Raw genomic sequence first — 16,114 nt, 5'->3', positions numbered from 1 at the left:
TCTCTCCATTACCATGATCCGTTCGCCCCTCACTCCTCGCCTCACGGCGAGGAACGAACGTGGTTACGCCATTGCCGAAACTGCAACCCGCCCGCTCAGCAGATCGTCCAGGAGTCCCTGCTTGAGCCTGCGGAGCTTTGTCAGTTCTGCCACTTCGGATTCCAACAGTCGCGTCACACTGCCGATTGCCGAGAGCAGGTGCGCTTGGTCATCCAAAGCAGGAAGAGGGACTCGAAGCTTACGCACCACGCTTGCCGAAATCTTGACCATGCTTTCCGAGGTGCCCTGAGCCATCGATCGAATTACCCGCCGTGCCCGATCCGACATCAGGACAGTAGCGAGAAATGATTCAGACGTTCGGCTCGACGGCTGCAACCTCATCATGAGGTCCGGGTAAATGCATGGCGTTCCCACATCTTTATACACGCCTACCAGCCCCACCAACTCCCGGGTATTAGCACGGCTCATCAAGAGATCCCCGTCCGACAAGACTGCCGCATGCGTAGGCGACACACCCGAAGGGGCATTCTTCAGCTGACCTGGGAAGAACCCCGACGGCGTGAGGCACCCGAGTCCCAGCATCTGAACTCCAGTCCAGGCAACACTCTCAACCGGCGAGAAGCCATTCCGGATTGGCCCACTCAGAGCCTCCTCCAGCGGGAAATCCCAGGCCATTTCGGCTAGCATACTCTCCCGCATACCTGATCGGGCGGCCCTGAGTTTAGCGATTGACGCCTCAATTCCACGCTCCAAATTCGTAACACTGTCGAGCAGGTCAACAATATGCCGCTGCACAGTGAGGGGCGGGACAGGGAACACTGCTTGCGCGAGCTCTCTGCCCGATAGCTCAACTTGGTTTGTCGACCCGGCAAAACAGTGCGACTCAAGATATGTCTGCATTTGCGGCGAGCGCAGAATCATATCAAGCCAGCTTGGCTCTACCAGATCTCGCCTACCCCGGAGAAGCGTCACATGCGAATCAACAACAAATCTTCCCTCTACGTCAAAAACGCAGCTTCGCCCAATGGTCCCAGTCCCAGTAGAATTGAGCAGCACGTCACCGGGTTTCGCCATGAGAGCTCTGCCGAGTTGTACAGGATCCTGGAGGCGAGTCGCATAAGGATGAAACCCGTCAGCTTGGACACACCTCTGACCAATTACTCGAATCGAACTGCTTGCCACGTACGTGGGAGATGTGCCGCGTCGCAGCACCTCTGTTACATCAGCGAGAGGCCTGGTCTCCCACCTTGGACTACTGGCGAGATAGTCAGCGGATTCACGCATAGCCCAACTCCTCCAAGAACCCGTCCAACCGCCCCGCCGCCGCTTCCCGCCCCGCCCGGATCTCCCTCAGCGAAACCGCATACTTCTGCTCCCACGTCTCATAGGAAGCCGCCAACTCCCGCTGCCACCGCACCACATGGCCGTCAAGCTTCGCCGCCAGGTCGTCCCGCAACAGATCGAGCACCACCCGGCGCTCCCCCTCCACGCCCATCTCCTCCCGCGCCCGGAACAACCGAGGCGGTTCCTCCCCCAGCGTCGGCGAAGCGCTCGGATACGGATACCGGTGGAAGTCGGCCTCAAGACGCTTGATGTCCGCGCCCGCCTTCGTCCGCGCCTTCTTCACCTTCGTCAGCTCGGCAGTCAGAGCATCCAATTCCTCGACACTCAGAGCGACTTTCTCGGAGTCAGCCTCACCATCAGCCGGGTCACCGTCGGCCTCCGACTCCTCCCCGTCCCCCGAAAGCCGCGCGTTCAGCTCCTTGAACCGCGCATCAGCCTCCGCCTTCCGCACATCGGCCTCCGCCAACTCCTCCAAGAACCGTGGAGCAATGGCCGCAACCACCTTGTGGTCGTACGCCTGCCGCCGCTCCGACGCCGTGCGCGTCCGCAACTTCTTCGTCCGCGCGTCCTGTTCAGGCGCAAGCAACGTGTCGACGTTCTCGACCCACCCGTCGACCACACCCCCAAACCCGTTCTCCGACAGCGCGAGCAGGTCGTACTTCGCGTCGTACCACCACCCGGCCACCGCCCCGGCCAACGCGTAACGGTCCAGCAACCCGACCCGGCTCAGCCGCTTCACGAACGACTCCATCAACTGCCCCCGCACCGCCATCAACGCGGCTTTGCGCTCCGACGACGTAGACGAAGCAAGAGCTTCAGGGGTGGCCGCGACCGCCTCCAAACGACGGGCGGCCTCCTCCTCCCACCACTTGCCGAACTCCGCCCGCAGCGCTTCCTCCCGAGGCCGGGCCAGCTCGCCCAGCTCGGGACGGCCACCCGCCTCCTCGCCCCGAAAGTCCACATACTTCGGGTCCGCCGGCTCCCGCTCCACGAACAGATCGGCCAGCCCTATCCCGTACGAGTCGAGCACCGGCTTCTTCGCCTCGATCTCCGCGCGTGGGACCCCGCCCACCAGATGCGCACGCACGTCCTGCGGTTCGGGCGGCGGCGTGTTGTCCACGTAGCGGCGGATGTTGAGGTTGTCGTTGTTGGCGGCGAGTTCCTCGCGGGTCACGATCCGCGAGAAGCCGGGCACCTGTTCGTACGCGTGGAACGTCGAGACGATCTTCTCGGCGTGCTCGGGCAGCAGGATGTTCTGTGCCCGCTCCGCGTGGAACTCCCGGTCGGCGTTGATGAACAACACCTTCCGCTCCCGGTCCTTGCCCTTCCGGCCCGGCGGACGCAGCACCAGAATGCAGGCCGGGATGCCCGTCCCGTAGAAGAGGTTCGGCGCAAGGCCGATGACCGCCTCCACTGCGTCCTTGTCCAACAGGCCCGTACGAATGGCTTGTTCGCCACCCCCACGGAAGAGGACCCCGTGCGGCATGACCGTGATGACCATGCCGCCACGAGAACTGTCCCGCTTGGCCTCCCACAGCATGTGCTGGAGGAACATCAGGTCGGCCTTGCCGCGCTCGCTCGTGGCCCCGTACTCGGCGCGCTCGGTCGGGTGCGCCAAGTCTTCAAGGGCGTAGTCCAGGGAAAAGGGCGGATTGCTGAGCACTCCGTCGAACCGGTCCTCGTCCGACCGGGGCACATGCGTCGGCTCCGAAAGCGTGTCCCCCGTGGTCAGGTCGAAGCGACGTACCCCGTGCAGGACCATGTTCATCGTCGACATGATCCAGGAGCCGGAGTTGGCGTCCTGCCCGGCGAAGAACATCGACGACGTGTCGCCGCCGTGCTCCTCCACGTACTCCGCCGCGTGGATGAGCATGCCGCCCGAACCGACGCACGGGTCGTAGATCCTCATGTCCTCGGTGGGGGCGAGGAGTTCGACCATCATGCGGACCACGGCACGCGGGGTGTAGAACTCACCGCCCTTGCGGCCGGCCGAGTCCGCGAACTCCTTGATCAGGTACTCGTACGCGGCACCGATCAGATCGGGGAACTCGAAGTCTTCCGTGCGCAGCCGGATCCGCCCAAAGTGCGCGATGAGGAGTTTGAGGCGCTGGTCGGCCAGCTTCGCCGCACCTGACGCGGCGCCCGATCCGCCGATGCGGTTGAAGTCGAGGTGGTCGAAGAGGCCCTTGAGTTTGGTGTTCTGACGCTCAAGCGCCTGGAGTGCCGGGCGCAGGGTCATCTCGTTGATGTTGTGGGTGGCGGCGGAGACTTCCTGCCAACGGGCCTCCTTCGGCACGTACAGCACATCGCGCTTGCGGTACGGCCCTGCCTGCTCCAGATAGCCGGGAAGGTCATCGTCGCTCAGCTTCAGCTCCTCGGCCGCGTACTCCCGGAGCTTGTCCCTGGCCGCCTCGAACTCGTCGTTGGCCCGCTTCAGGAAGAGCAGCCCGAAGATGTAGTCCTTGTATTCGGAGGCGTCCATCGTGCCGCGCAGAATGTCCGCGGCGGCGAACAGATGCCGCTCCAACTGGGCGAGCGTGAGCTTGGCCACGTACGACTCCCTACGACCCCGACCCGACCTGAGATGACGGGGAGACTTTATTGCCCGCCCCTCACCAACCCGAAATCAGGGAATGCCTGTCGGCCAACGAGTCGGGCAAGGAGTCAGTACGTGTCGATGTGCAGTGCCTTCTCCACGAACTTGTGCACGTCGGTGTATGGGTCCCGGTCCCACTTGCCCACATGCGCCCCATGCTGGCTGTTCATCCGCTCGGCGTTCTTCCGCGCCGCTTTGTATCGGCCCAGGACCTGGTGCGGCAGGACGAGCTTGGGAGTGTTGGCGTCCTGGGAGCCGCGCTGGAACGGCAGTCGTTCGGCCGCTCCGCCGCACACTCCGGCGAACGAGCCGCTGACCGGCTTGTAGTGGGCGAGGCGCCACACCTCAAAACACGGATGAGAGAAGGCGACTCCGATGCCCGCCTTCTCCGCCTGCTCCAACGCGTCGCGGATGTACTTGTAGTTGTCGTGGTCGAAGAGGCACCAGACTTCAGGCAGAAACTTCGCGTCCAGTTTCGCCCGCTTGGCCTTACGGTCCTCTTCCCGCTTCAGCATGATCGCCTGCTCGACGAGGTCGAGCGGCTTGCGCCCGCTGTCCGCCTTGCGGTTGGCAATGTGCATCTCGACCGGGACCTTGTCGGCGAGCGGGACGCCCTGGTCCTTGAGGATGTCGAGATACGAGGGCTCGGTCACCTTGCCCTCGGTGAAGATGAAGACCTGGCGCCTGCGCTGTCCGCCCCGCTGGGCCGGACGCTCCCACGAGTCCTTGCCTCTCTGCGCCCGCCCCATCAGTCCCGCCCTGCCCGGTCGCCTGTCTCGTCGTACGTACCGGCCTCACGCGCCACCAGCAGCCGACGCGCGATCTGTCCCTCCAGCAGGGCCGGAACCCCGCCGAACGCCCCGGCGAGATAGGACTGCGTGAGGTCCTCGTCCTCGCCCGGCTCCACATCGGTGAGCGGATACAGCTCGGTCGCCCCGTCCTTGTCCTTCTGTGTCAGCCACACCTGTCCGGGGTCGAGGAGCCGCTCGCCGCTCGGGGAGGTGAGGACCGTCGCGTCGTGCGACGTGAAGACCAACTGGGCGCCCTTGGGGTTCGCGTACGGGTCGTGGAAGAGACGGACGACCTCTGCGGCGAAGCGGGAGTGCAGGCTCGCGTCGAGTTCGTCGACGAGCAGGACCGCGCCTTCGTCGAGGGCGAGGAGCATGGGGCCGAGGAGGGCGAACCAGGAGCGGGTGCCATAGGACTCGTCCAGCCAGTCGAAGGACACGTCCCCGGCAGCCGAATGGTGTGTCAGCTTCACCGCGTCCTGGCCCGGGCCCTCCCGGACGACCGTCGCCCCGGTGATGCCGAGGTCAGCGACGCGCAGCAGTTCCTGGATCCTGGTGGCCCTCGGCCCCGACAGTTCCTTCGTGGTGTATCGCGCTCGTTCGTCCCGCTCGACCTCGGGGTTGATCATCCAGAAGTTGCGGCGGAACCAGTGAAAGAGCGGGGAGAGCTGCGGGTGGTTGTCCGTGCCGGCCGTGGAGAGGAGCAGTGCGTTCGGTCGTGTGCGCCGTACGAGCTGGGCACGGTCCCTGACACGTCCACCGGGCCACTTGAAGACATCCGGTCGTGAGGCGTCACGGTCGAGCCATTCCTGACGGCGGCCGAGCGGGTAACTGTGCAGCCACTCGGACTCGACGCGTTTGGCGCTGAGCTCGAATCCATACGTCCAGCGGACGGAGTCGATGACGACGTCGACCTCGAAGAAGGAGGGTTCGCTCTCGCTCTTGGGGCTCAGGGCGAAGACCTGGCGCGGGATACCGTCGTAGGAGGCCCAGCGTGCGTAGGAGTTGAGAACGGCGTTGCTCATGTCCGTCATCGCGGTCAGCAGGTTCGACTTGCCGGAGGCGTTCGCCCCGAAAATACCGATCAGCGGGAAGACCGAGATGGATCCGCCGCCTGCGAGATCCAACCGGTTCGCCGATCCAACCTGTCCGTCGCCCGACGCGACGAAGGACAGCTCCTGCTCGTCTCGCAGGGACCGTACGTTCGCAACGCGGAACCTCAGCAGCACGCTGTCCTCCTCTCCCGGCTCAGAGTAACGGCCGCATCTGACACCGACCCGGCCGGGACGCCTGCGACCGCACGGAACATATCCCGTGCAGGTCACCGCGAACAGCCGATCGGGTGATCAAGCCGAACCCAGGTGCATTGCCACGAACATCCGCAGCACCGCCAGGAGCACGACCACCGCGGGCCGGGAGCGGCCAAGGCCTTCGCCAGGTCGGTCTCCATGGTCTCGGGAGAAGCCCGTATCCCCGGGACGCTGAAGGGACTCGGCGAGCGGCACATGGTCGGGGCGGGACAGTTCCTTCGCCGTGGGGTCGCCGAAGGCGTCCGTCATGTACTCGCGCAAGATGCCGTAGCCGGCCGTCCACGATGAGCCAGGTGACCGGGAGGTCGTGTTGCCTCGCCGTCGCCAGTTCCGCGATGGAGTGGAGGGCACCGCCGTCGCAGGACACCGCGAGGACCGATCGGTTCGGCCGAGGCCGTGCCCAGCGCCGCTGGGAAGCCATAGCCGTGGCCGACCGCGCCCCTGGTTGGACCGGACCCGCTCCGGCACCTCCCGCACCTGGAACGAGGCGGACCCGCCCAGCGCCTTCGAGGAGAAGCGCAACCAGGTCATCTACGACACCTACCAGCACAACCGGAACCCGTTCATCGACCACCCGGAGTGGGTCGAGGCGATCTGGTAGGTCGGTGTGACGCTCCTTGAGCCTCGATGGACGTCGACGAGGCTCAAGGAGTTTTCCCGCGCTCCCCGGGGTCCTCGTCGGGGTCCGGCCCGGTGTGGAAGATCGGCCAGCCGATCTCCGTGCGCCACTCGGCGGTGTCGGCGGTGTCGCGGCGGCCGACGAGGTAGTACTCGCGGATCGGGCCGTCGACGGCCAGGGCGTGTTCCGTGACGTAGGTGGCGAGGGTGCCGTAGGCGCGGTCGATGTCGGTGTGCGGGCCGGGGTGGGTGATCGTGGCCAGTTCGACGGCCGGCACCACCAGTGGCACGACCCGGCCCATCGGCCGCACCGGGCCCGCGCAGGGCACGAAGATCGTCGCGCGGCCCCGTTCATGGGTGAACAGGTCGTCGCCGAAGATGCCACCGGCCGGACCGCCCGTGGGCAGGTCCTGGGCGTCGAGGGTCGCGTAGATCTCGCCGAGTGCGCCCTGGTACCAGGACAGCGCCTCCTTGACGTCCACCGTCTCGGCGATCGCGGCGGCCGGGGTGGCCTCGACGCGGCGCCGTCCGAGGTCGGCCCGTTCGGCGGCCGGGGGCTGCGACAGGAGGTCGCGCAGTGACGTGACCGCGCTCTGGGTGCGGGACAACTCCGCCTCCAGTTGGCCGAGATGGTCGGCGATCAGTTGGTTGCGGGTCTCGATGTCGGGGGCCGCGATCACCTGCGCCACCTGGTCGACCGGCATGTCCAGGGCGCGGAAGCGGCGGATGATCTGCGCGGTGGGGATCTGGGCGGTGGTGTAGTGCCGGTAGCCCGTGTGCGGGTCCACGTCGGCCGGCTCCAGCAGGCCCACGCGGTGGTAGTAGCGCAGCGTCTTGACGCTCAGGTGCGTGGCCCGGGCGAAGTCGCCGATCGGCAGGGTGACGTCCACCCCTGGAGTCTGGCACCTCCCCCAGGGGGAGAGTCACGCGTCGGAGCGGGGGTTGACCCTCCCGGCGTGGGAGCGGCCAATGTGGTCCTTGCCCGGCCGACCAGCGCCGGAGCCGCGAAGTGAGAGGAACCCGATCATGCGTGCCACCGAACTCACCGGCGTCGTCGCCGACCACATCGCCGCCGTCAACGCCCTCGACCTCGACGCGGTGATGGCCACCTTCGCCGAGGACGCCTACGTCAACGACAACCGCCGCGAGTTCACCGGCAGCGCGGCCGTGCGGCGCTGGGTGGAGCGGGAGATGGTCGGCGACAAGGTCACCATCGACGTGCGCGAGGTCCTCGACCACCACGGCGACACCATCGTGCGCGGCGCCTACGACGGGACGTACGACAAGACGAACCTGCCGGACGAGGTCGTGCTGTCGAACTACTTCAGCGTCCGCGACGGCAAGATCGTCAGCCTGGTGGTGATCTTCAACCGGGACCCCGAGTACTGATCGCGACGACCGGCCGCCCCCTGCACACCATGGAAGCGATCACGATGGAAAGCGATCAGGCATGAGCTACATCCTCGACCCGGAACTCGTCCCCGTTCTGGCCGCGTTGGCCCAGGGGGCGGTCGGCGCCCCCGCCCGTGAGCGCGGTGACTGGAAGGCGCTGCGCGAGGTCGGCAACGCGGGCCAGCGGTACATGGCGAGCCTGGTCCCGCCGGTCAGCGGAATCACGACCACCACCCACTTCACCACCGCACCCGACGGCGCCTCCATCGAACTGCGCCGGTACAGCACGGGAGATGAGCCACAGCCCGGCCCCGCCGTCGTCTACGCGCACGGCGGCGGCATGGTCCTGGGCGGTCTCGACACCTACGACACCCTGCTGTCGTGGTACGCCGCGCAGAGCGGCGTCCCCTTCCTGTCCGTCGGCTACCGGCTCGCCCCCGAGGCCACCGGGACCATGCTCGCCGAGGACGTCTTCGCGGGTCTGACCTGGCTGGTCGAGCACGCGGACGAGGTGGGTGTGGACCCGGCCCGGATCGCGGTGATGGGTGACAGCGGCGGCGCAGCGCCCGCGGCCGGCGCGGCGATCCTGGCGCGGGACCGGCGGGTGCCGCTGGCCCGGCAGATCCTGGTCTATCCGATGCTCGACGACCGCAACCAGACCCCGGACCCGGCCCGCGAACCCTTCCTGACCTGGACCTACGACAACAACTTCACCGCCTGGAGCGCGGTACTGGGCGACGCCCTCGGCACCGCCGACGTCCCGCCCGTCGCCGCCCCCGCCCGCCTGACGGACTTCGGCGGGCTCGCCCCCGCGTACATCGACACCGGGGACCTCGACATCTTCCGCGACGAGGACATCTCCTACGCCGGGCGCCTCGCGGCCGCGGGCGTCCCCGTCGAACTCCACGTCCACCCCGGCGTGCCGCACGGATGGGACCGGCTCGCCCCCGAGTCCCGGGCCGCCCGGCGCGCCTTCACCGACCGCCTCCGCACCGTCCGAGGACTGTGAACCATGAGCGTCCACGTCACCACCGAAATGAAGACCAGGCCCGAGCACACCGCCGAGGTCATCGCCGCCCTGTCCCGTGCCCTGCCCGACAGCCTCGCCCACGACGGCTGCGAGGCGATCAGTCTGCGCCTGGACCAGGACTCCCCGACCTCCGTGGTCTCCTTCACCCAGTGGGCCACCCGCCGCCACTACGAGGAGTACCTCGCCTGGCGGACGGAGACGGGCATGACCGACGAGATCGACCGGATGCTCACCGAGCCGCTGCTCATCCGCTACTTCGACGAGGTCGTCACCAGGACCCGCTGAGCGGGTTCGGCCGTTCGGTGGAAACCGGAGTCCTGTCGGTGCTCACGGGTGGACGACGACGGACGGACCGGCATCGTGGCTCCCGTCGCGAATCGCCCGATCCGCCCGTCCCGCAGTCCAGGAGGCTCCATGCTCGGCACCGACTTCACCACCGGCTCCCCCGTCTGGCTCGACCTCGGCAGCCCCGACACCGAGGCGGCGGCCGCGTTCTACGGCGCCGTCCTCGGCTGGCGGTTCGTCTCCGCCGGGCCCGAGGCGGGCGGGTACGGGTTCTTCCAGGTGGACGGCAAGACCGTCGCGGCCCTCGGACCGCTCACCCAGGAAGGGGCGGACTCCGCCTGGATGATCCACTTCAAGACCGAGGACATCACCGCCACCGTCCAGGCCGTGACGGCCGGCGGCGGAACCGTACGGATGGAGCCCATGGACGTCATGGGCGAGGGCATGCTGGCGCAGGCCACCGACCCGCAGGGCGCCGAGTTCGCGCTCTGGCAGCCCGGCCGGACGGCGGGTCTGGAACTCACCTCCGCGCCCAACACCCTGCTCTGGGTGGAACTGCACGCCCCCGACCCGGAGGCCGACATCGCCTTCTACCAGGGCCTGTTCGGCTGGCGCAGCCAGGACATGGAGGCGCCCGGCATGACGTACCGGGTGCTGAGCACCGCCGCCGGGGACCAGCAGGACGCCTCGTTCGGCGGGGTCGCGCCGTTGAACGCCGGGGAGGGTGAACAGCCGCGCTGGGTACCGTACTTCCACTCGACGGACGTCGACGCGACGATCGGGGCGGCGGAGGCCGGGGGCGGTTCGGTGCTGATGCCGGCGACGGACGTACCGGAGGTCGGCCGGATGGCCTGGCTCGCGGACCCCTTCGGCGCTGCGTTCGCGCTGCTGAAGCCGGACCCGCGGATGTGACACCGGCGGCCCGTCACCCCAGATGCGTGGGCGCGAACATCCGCAGGACGGCCGGAAGCACCACCACGGAAGGTCCGGCCGTCCCCAGCGCCTTCGCGAGGTCCGCCTCCAGTGCCTCCGGGGTGGTGCGCACCCCGGGCACCCCGAACGACTCCGCCAGCGCCACATAGTCCGGCCGGGTCAGCTCCGTGGCCGTGGCCTCGCCGAACGCGTCCGTCATGTACTCGCGGAGGATGCCGTAGCCGCCGTCGTCGACGATGAGCCAGGTGACGTTCAGGTCGTACTGCCTGGCCGTCGCCAGCTCGGCGATCGAGTACAGCGCGCCCCCGTCGCCCGACACCGCCAGCACCGGCCGTGTCGGGTCCGCCGCAGCCGCGCCGAGCGCCGCCGGGAAGCCGTAGCCGAGGCCGCCCGCGCCCTGGGCGGAGTGGAGGTGGTTGGGGCCCTTCGCGTCGAACGCCGACCAGGCCCAGTAGGCGAGGATCGTCATGTCCCAGAAGGACGGGGAGCCGGCCGGCAGCGCCTTGCGCACCGAGTCCAACACGCCCTGCTCCAGGGTGAGTTCCTGGGCGTCGATGCGGGCGCGCACCCGCGCCAGCACCTCCCGCACCCGTCCCTCCGCCGTCTCGTCCGGCCGCTCCGTCACCGTCTCCAGCAACGCCTGGAGCGCGTGCCACGCGTCCGCGTGGATGCCCAACGCCGGGTGGTTGGACTCCAGTTTGCCGAGGTCCGCCTCGATCTGGACGACCCGGCCGCGCGGCGCGAACGTGTGGTAGTTGGAGGACAGTTCGCCCAGCCCCGACCCCACCACCAGCAGGACGTCCGCGTCCTCCAGGAAGTCCGTGGTGTGCCGGTCCTCCAGCCAGGACTGGAGGGACAAGGGGTGCGTCCACGGGAACGCGCCCTTGCCGCCGGGGGTCGTGACGACGGGGGCGTTGAGCTTCTCCGCCAACTGCCGCAGCTTCTTCGAGGCGTCCGCCCGCACCACTCCCCCGCCCGCGATGATCGCCGGGCGGGCCGCACGCGAGAGCAAATCGGCCGCTACGGCGGTCAGTTCGGGGCGCGGGACGAGGTCCTCCGGGGTCGCGTCCACCGCCGTCACGACCGGGAGCAGGGTCTCGGCGAGCAGCACGTCCTGCGGGATCTCCACCCACACCGGGCCGTGCGGGGCCGTCAGCGCCGACTTCCAGGCCTCGGCGATGGCGGACGGGATCTGTGACTGGGTGCGGACGGTGTGCACCGACTTCACCACGCCCCTGAACGAGGCGGACTGGTCCGGGAGTTCGTGGAGATAGCCGTGCCGGCCGCCGCCCAGACCGGCGCTCGGGATCTGACTGCTGATCGCGAGGACGGGGGCCGAGGCCGCCCGTGCCTCCTGGAGCGCGGCCAGCGAGGTCAGCGCGCCGGGGCCGGTGGACAGCAGCAGTGGCGCCGCCTCGCCCGTGATGCGGCCGTACGCGTCCGCCGCGAACCCGGCGTTGTTCTCCACCCGCAGCCCGATGTACCGCAGGTCGGAGCGGCGCAGCGCGTCGAACATGCCGAGCGCGTGCTGGCCGGGCAGACCGAAGACGGTCGTCGCGCCGAGCCCGGCCAGGGTCTCCACGACCAGGTCGCCGCCGTTGCGCCCGGGGGGCGGGTTCAGGGCGGCGGTGGTCTGCGCGGCCGTCGGGCGGAGTTCCAGGTCGTGGTCGTGGGTCACTTCGAACGAGCCTCGGCAATCTGACGGGACATGATGGTGATCAGGTCGTACGCGGTGTGGGAGGCGGCCACCGAGGTGATCTCGGCGTGGTCGTACGCCGGTGCCACCTCGACGACGTCCGCCGACACCAGGTTGCAGGATGACAGGCCGCGCAGGATCTCCAGCAGTTCGCGGGAGGTCAGGCCGCCGGCCTCGGGCGTGCCGGTGCCGGGCGCGTGGGCCGGGTCGAGGCAGTCGATGTCGATGGAGATGTAGAGCGGCCGGTCGCCGATGCGCTGGCGCAGTTGGTCGGCGACCTCGTCGGCGCCCCGGCGGTAGACGTCGGCGGACGTCACGATGCCGAAGCCCATCTTCTCGTCGTCCTTGAGGTCCTGCTTGCCGTAGAGCGGACCGCGGATACCGACGTGCGAGAGCGCCTCCGTGTCGAGGATGCCCTCCTCCACCGCCCGGCGGAACGGCGTCCCGTGCGTGTACTCGGCGCCGAAGTAGGTGTCCCAGGTGTCGAGATGGGCGTCGAAGTGCAGCAGGGCCACCGGGCCGTGCTTCTTGGCCACGGACCTGAGCAGCGGGAGGGCGATGGTGTGGTCGCCGCCCAGGGTCATCAACCTCGCACCGGTGCCCAGGAGTTGGTCCGCCGCGGCCTCGATGGTCTCGACGGCCTCGTTGATGTTGAACGGGTTCGCCGCGATGTCCCCGGCGTCCGCGACCTGCGCGAGGGCGAACGGGGACGCTTCCTGTGCCGGGTTGTAGGGCCGCAGCAGCCGGGACGCCTCGCGGATCGCGTTGCCGCCGAAGCGCGCGCCCGGCCGGTACGAGACACCGGCGTCGAACGGCACACCGACCACGGCGACATCCGCGCGGCCGACCTCGTCCAGCCGCGGCAGCCGGGCGTAGGTCGCCGGTCCGGCGTAGCGCGGGGTGCGGGAGGAGTCGACGGGGCCTCGGGGCGTCTCGTTGCTGGTCATGGGCACTGCCTTCTTTCCTACGCTTCGTCGCGTATGGGCTTCTTTGTGCGTATGGCTACGACTTTACTGGTGGACGGCGACCGGTTCGGACGCGAGTTCGGGCGCACCGCGTCCGGCGAGACGGTCCCGCCAGGCGGCGAGTACGGCCGCGTCGGTCGCGGGGGTGGCGAGAGAGACGGTCACATAGGCGGCCAGGGACAGCAACAGGCCGTAGTACACAGGTTCGTTGGCGAGGATGCCGTAGGTCGCCATCAGGCCGACCACCGCGAGACCGCCGACGACGACGGAGGCGAGTGCGCCCTGTGCGGTGCCGCGCTTCCACAGCAGGCCGCCGAGGATCGGGACGAGAAGGCCGCCGACGAGGAGGTCGTAGGCGACGGTGAGGGCCTCGACGACGTTGTTCAGCGCGATCGCCGTGCCGATCACCGCCACGCCCATGACCAGGATGAAGGCGCGGTTGCCCCGGATCTCGTCGTGCTCACCGGACGAGGTCCGCCCGCGCAACCGCGACCAGATGTCGTTGTTGGCGACGGTGGCGCAGGCGATCAGCGCGCCGGAGGAGGTCGACATCACGGCGGCCAGGGCGGCGGCGAGCACCAACCCCCGTACGCCGACCGGGAGTTCGTCCTTGACGATGGTCGCGAAGGCGTCGTCCGGGCTGCCGAGGTTCGGGTAGAGGACCTTGGCCGCGGTGCCGATGACGGCGCCGGCGAGGGCGTAGACGAGGCAGTAGGTGCCGGCGACGGTGCCGCCCCAGCGGGCCGTCCTGTCGCTGCCGGCGGTGAACACGCGCTGCCAGATGTCCTGGCCGATGAGCATGCCGAACGTATAGATCAGGACATAGGTGAAGATCGTCTCGCCGCCGATGCCCAGCGGGTCGAAGTACCCGGTGGGCAGCTTCGCCTTCATCTCGCCGAACCCGCCGGCCCTGACGACCGCGATGGGCAGCAGGAGCAGGAGCACGCCGATCGTCTTCACCACGAACTGGACCATGTCCGTCAGCGTGATCGACCACATGCCGCCGAGCGTCGAGTAGGCGACGACGATCGAGCCGCCGAGGACGATCGCGAGGGTCCGGTTCATGTCGAAGAGGACGTCGAAGATCGTGGCGTAGGCGATGGTCGAGGTGACGGCGAGCATGAGGGTGTACGCCCACATGACGATGCCGGAGATCACGCCCGCCCGGCCGCCGTAGCGCAGGTCGAGCATCTCGGAGACCGTGTACACCTTGAGGCGGGCGATGCGGGCCGAGAAGAAGATGGAGAGAGCCAGCAGACCGAGGCCGATGGTGAAGACCATCCAGGCGCCGGACAGCCCGTACTGGTAGCCGAGGCCCACCCCGCCGATGGTGGACGCGCCGCCCAGGACGATGGCGGCCATGGTGCCGGAGTACATGACGGGGCCCAGGCGTCGGCCCGCAACCAGGAAGTCGCTCTTGGACCTGGCGCGGCGCATGCCCCACCAGCCCATGGCCAGCATGCCGGCCAGATAGACGACGATGACGGTGTAGTCGACGGCCATGGCGGGGCCTCCTTGAGCGCGCGGTCGCTTCCGGTCCGGACCGACAGTAGGTGGCCGGAAAGCGACTGCGAAGTGTACGTTTCATCCATCCGAGCCCGAGATGATGGAGGAAACGTCCACCATGCCGGACCTCGCCGTTCCGCCCACACCGCCCGTGCCCCTCGCCGCGCTCCTGGCCCGCGAGGACCTGGGGCTGCGGCAGATCGCGGGCCCGACCGACCTCGACACCGTCATCCACTGGGCGCACACGTCGGAGATGCACGACCCGTATCCGTATCTGCTGGGCGGCGAGCTGCTGTTGACGGCCGGCGTGCACATCCCGGAGGCGGCCGGCTCGGGCACGTACTTCGCCGACTACGTCTCCCGGATCGTCGCGGCGGGCGGTGTGGCACTCGGCTTCGGTCTCGCGCCCGTCCACGACACCGTGCCCCGGGCCCTGGTCGCCGCCTGCGACCACTACGACCTCCCGCTCGTCGAGGTCCCGCCCCGCACCACCTTCTCCGCCGTGGCCCGCGCGGTCTGGCAACTGATGGCACAGGCCCGCCTCGCCGAACTCCGCCGCGTCACCGAGGCCCAGCAGAGCCTGACGGCGGCGGCCTCCCGCCCCGATCCGGTCACCTCGGTGCTACGGCAGCTCGCCCAGCGGGTCGGCGGCCGGGCCGTGCTGTTCGGGCCGGACGGCACCGAGATCGCGGCGGCGGGGAGGGACGCGGCGGGGACGGAGGCGCTGGCGGGTCTTGCACGAGTGGTCCGCCCCACCGGAACGACGCCCTCCTCCACATCCCCCACCTCCGCCACCGACACCGTCCCCGGCGCGCATCTCGCCGCCTACGCCCTCGGCACCGGTCAGGGCTTCGTCCTCGGGGTCGCCGCACCCCACCGCGACCAGGGTGACCACACCATCGCCTCCGTCGCCGCCGTCCTGCTCTCCCTCCTCACCGGCGAACACCAGAGCCGCACGGGAGCGGACCGCTCCTCCGCTCTCGTACGACTGCTGCTGGGCGCCCCGCCCGAGGACGTCGCGGTGCTGCTCGGCGGGGACCGGTGGACCGTCGTGCACGCACGACCGGACGGGCACGCGCCCGACCCCGTCGCCGCGTCCGCGCTGGGTGCCGCGCTCAGGTCCGCGCTGATCGACCTGGGGCGGGATGTCGTACGGGTCCTGGTGCCCGCCGATCGCGCCCCCGCCCCGCAACCCGGCTGGACGCTCGGGGTCAGCGCCGCCGCAGGCCCGCGGGACTGGCCCGCCGCCGACACCCAGGCGGCCCGCGCGCTGGCCCGCGCCCGCGCGACCCGCGCCCCGCTGGTCCGGCACGGCGCGTCCGGCCGCCCCGGCCTCGCCGGACTGGTCCCGCACGAAGAGGCGGAGGCACACGCCCGCACGCTCCTGGCCCCGATCGCCGGGAACCCCGCGCTCACCGAGACCCTGCGCACCTGGCTCTCCCTGCACGGGAGTTGGGACCGTACGGCGGTCGCGCTGGCCGTGCACCGCAACACGGTGCGGCAGCGGATCGCCCGGTGCGGGGCGCTGCTGGACGCGGACCTGGACGATCCGGACGTACGGATGGAGCTGTGGTTCGGCCTGCGTCACGTGTGAGCGACCGGCAGTAAGTGATCCACATCCCAGCGTTCGGGACGTCGGGCACCGGCACAG

13 protein-coding genes and 3 pseudogenes are annotated in these 16,114 nt (G+C 69.1%); 6 read left to right on the top strand and 10 right to left on the bottom strand.

What is annotated here, in order from left to right:
* Positions 1 to 63: 63 nt before the first annotated feature.
* From ABZT04_RS19515 to ABZT04_RS19490, 6 genes and pseudogenes are all read right to left on the bottom strand, one after another.
* Positions 64 to 294 (bottom strand): hypothetical protein, encoded by a 231-nt coding sequence (locus ABZT04_RS19515; protein WP_356058093.1) that lies wholly within the window; start codon positions 292 to 294, stop codon positions 64 to 66.
* 444 nt (positions 295 to 738) lie between these two features.
* Positions 739 to 1,284: pseudogene (locus ABZT04_RS19510) on the bottom strand (restriction endonuclease subunit S); the annotation flags it as partial.
* Positions 1,277 to 3,895: a class I SAM-dependent DNA methyltransferase gene (locus ABZT04_RS19505; RefSeq protein ID WP_356057893.1), complete on the bottom strand. Its 2,619-nt coding sequence runs from the start codon at positions 3,893 to 3,895 to the stop codon at positions 1,277 to 1,279. The pseudogene ABZT04_RS19510 and the gene ABZT04_RS19505, both read right to left, overlap by 8 nt.
* 113 nt (positions 3,896 to 4,008) lie before the next feature.
* Positions 4,009 to 4,689, bottom strand: a complete 681-nt coding sequence (locus ABZT04_RS19500) for an RloB family protein (protein ID WP_356057892.1) — start codon at positions 4,687 to 4,689, stop codon at positions 4,009 to 4,011.
* Positions 4,689 to 5,957 carry an ATP-binding protein gene (locus ABZT04_RS19495; protein WP_356057891.1) on the bottom strand — a complete coding sequence of 423 codons (1,269 nt, stop codon included), beginning with the start codon at positions 5,955 to 5,957 and terminating at the stop codon, positions 4,689 to 4,691. The genes ABZT04_RS19500 and ABZT04_RS19495 overlap by 1 nt, the downstream gene beginning before the upstream one ends.
* 117 nt (positions 5,958 to 6,074) lie before the next feature.
* A pseudogene (locus tag ABZT04_RS19490) lies at positions 6,075 to 6,494 on the bottom strand (thiamine pyrophosphate-dependent enzyme); the annotation flags it as partial.
* Positions 6,495 to 6,510: 16 nt separating this feature from the next.
* Between ABZT04_RS19490 and ABZT04_RS19485 the strand changes: the two are divergent.
* Positions 6,511 to 6,639: pseudogene (locus ABZT04_RS19485) on the top strand (endonuclease); the annotation flags it as partial.
* A gap of 43 nt (positions 6,640 to 6,682) precedes the next feature.
* Here ABZT04_RS19485 and ABZT04_RS19480 read toward each other — a convergent pair.
* Positions 6,683 to 7,546 carry a MerR family transcriptional regulator gene (locus ABZT04_RS19480; protein ID WP_356057890.1) on the bottom strand — a complete coding sequence of 288 codons (864 nt, stop codon included), beginning with the start codon at positions 7,544 to 7,546 and terminating at the stop codon, positions 6,683 to 6,685.
* Positions 7,547 to 7,682: 136 nt separating this feature from the next.
* Between ABZT04_RS19480 and ABZT04_RS19475 the strand changes: the two genes are divergently transcribed.
* From ABZT04_RS19475 to ABZT04_RS19460, 4 genes are all read left to right on the top strand, one after another.
* Complete coding sequence (locus ABZT04_RS19475; protein ID WP_355921145.1) at positions 7,683 to 8,045, top strand: nuclear transport factor 2 family protein; 363 nt, start codon at positions 7,683 to 7,685, stop codon at positions 8,043 to 8,045.
* A gap of 61 nt (positions 8,046 to 8,106) precedes the next feature.
* The gene (locus ABZT04_RS19470; protein ID WP_356057889.1) at positions 8,107 to 9,057 is read left to right on the top strand and encodes an alpha/beta hydrolase; all 951 of its coding nucleotides are present in this window, start codon (positions 8,107 to 8,109) and stop codon (positions 9,055 to 9,057) included.
* A 3-nt stretch (positions 9,058 to 9,060) separates the two neighbouring features.
* On the top strand, positions 9,061 to 9,363 hold the full coding sequence (locus ABZT04_RS19465) for an antibiotic biosynthesis monooxygenase family protein (protein ID WP_356057888.1): 303 nt from the start codon (positions 9,061 to 9,063) through the stop codon (positions 9,361 to 9,363).
* A 129-nt stretch (positions 9,364 to 9,492) separates the two neighbouring features.
* Positions 9,493 to 10,275, top strand: coding sequence for a VOC family protein (locus tag ABZT04_RS19460; RefSeq protein ID WP_356057887.1), 783 nt, complete (start codon positions 9,493 to 9,495; stop codon positions 10,273 to 10,275).
* 13 nt (positions 10,276 to 10,288) lie between these two features.
* Here ABZT04_RS19460 and ABZT04_RS19455 read toward each other — a convergent pair whose 3' ends face one another.
* From ABZT04_RS19455 to ABZT04_RS19445, 3 genes are all read right to left on the bottom strand, one after another.
* Entirely contained in the window at positions 10,289 to 11,974 is a 1,686-nt protein-coding gene (locus ABZT04_RS19455) for a thiamine pyrophosphate-binding protein (RefSeq protein WP_356057885.1), read from the bottom strand.
* The gene (gene speB, locus ABZT04_RS19450) at positions 11,971 to 12,939 is read right to left on the bottom strand and encodes an agmatinase (protein ID WP_356057884.1); all 969 of its coding nucleotides are present in this window, start codon (positions 12,937 to 12,939) and stop codon (positions 11,971 to 11,973) included. The genes ABZT04_RS19455 and speB overlap by 4 nt, the downstream gene beginning before the upstream one ends.
* 63 nt (positions 12,940 to 13,002) lie before the next feature.
* On the bottom strand, positions 13,003 to 14,460 hold the full coding sequence (locus ABZT04_RS19445) for a sodium:solute symporter (RefSeq protein ID WP_356057883.1): 1,458 nt from the start codon (positions 14,458 to 14,460) through the stop codon (positions 13,003 to 13,005).
* Positions 14,461 to 14,581: 121 nt separating this feature from the next.
* On the opposite strand from ABZT04_RS19445, the gene ABZT04_RS19440 reads away from it, so the two are divergent.
* Complete coding sequence (locus ABZT04_RS19440) at positions 14,582 to 16,057, top strand: PucR family transcriptional regulator (protein WP_356057881.1); 1,476 nt, start codon at positions 14,582 to 14,584, stop codon at positions 16,055 to 16,057.
* Positions 16,058 to 16,114 lie beyond the last annotated feature (57 nt).

Origin of the sequence: Streptomyces sp. NPDC005492 (assembly GCF_040605995.1) — a bacterium.
GTDB lineage: Bacteria > Actinomycetota > Actinomycetes > Streptomycetales > Streptomycetaceae > Streptomyces.
Note: the sequence above shows the minus strand (reverse complement) of the source record. Positions and strands in the feature narration are given on the sequence as shown.

What these genes read in the sequence shown, in the direction of transcription:
- ABZT04_RS19515 (WP_356058093.1), bottom strand. Translation starts at nt 294, where the DNA reads ATGGCTCAGGGCACCTCGGAAAGCATGGTCAAGATTTCGGCAAGCGTG.
- ABZT04_RS19465 (WP_356057888.1), top strand. Translation starts at nt 9,061, where the DNA reads ATGAGCGTCCACGTCACCACCGAAATGAAGACCAGGCCCGAGCACACC.
- speB (WP_356057884.1), bottom strand. Translation starts at nt 12,939, where the DNA reads ATGACCAGCAACGAGACGCCCCGAGGCCCCGTCGACTCCTCCCGCACC.
- ABZT04_RS19500 (WP_356057892.1), bottom strand. Translation starts at nt 4,689, where the DNA reads ATGGGGCGGGCGCAGAGAGGCAAGGACTCGTGGGAGCGTCCGGCCCAG.
- ABZT04_RS19460 (WP_356057887.1), top strand. Translation starts at nt 9,493, where the DNA reads ATGCTCGGCACCGACTTCACCACCGGCTCCCCCGTCTGGCTCGACCTC.
- ABZT04_RS19445 (WP_356057883.1), bottom strand. Translation starts at nt 14,460, where the DNA reads ATGGCCGTCGACTACACCGTCATCGTCGTCTATCTGGCCGGCATGCTG.
- ABZT04_RS19470 (WP_356057889.1), top strand. Translation starts at nt 8,107, where the DNA reads ATGAGCTACATCCTCGACCCGGAACTCGTCCCCGTTCTGGCCGCGTTG.
- ABZT04_RS19440 (WP_356057881.1), top strand. Translation starts at nt 14,582, where the DNA reads ATGCCGGACCTCGCCGTTCCGCCCACACCGCCCGTGCCCCTCGCCGCG.
- ABZT04_RS19475 (WP_355921145.1), top strand. Translation starts at nt 7,683, where the DNA reads ATGCGTGCCACCGAACTCACCGGCGTCGTCGCCGACCACATCGCCGCC.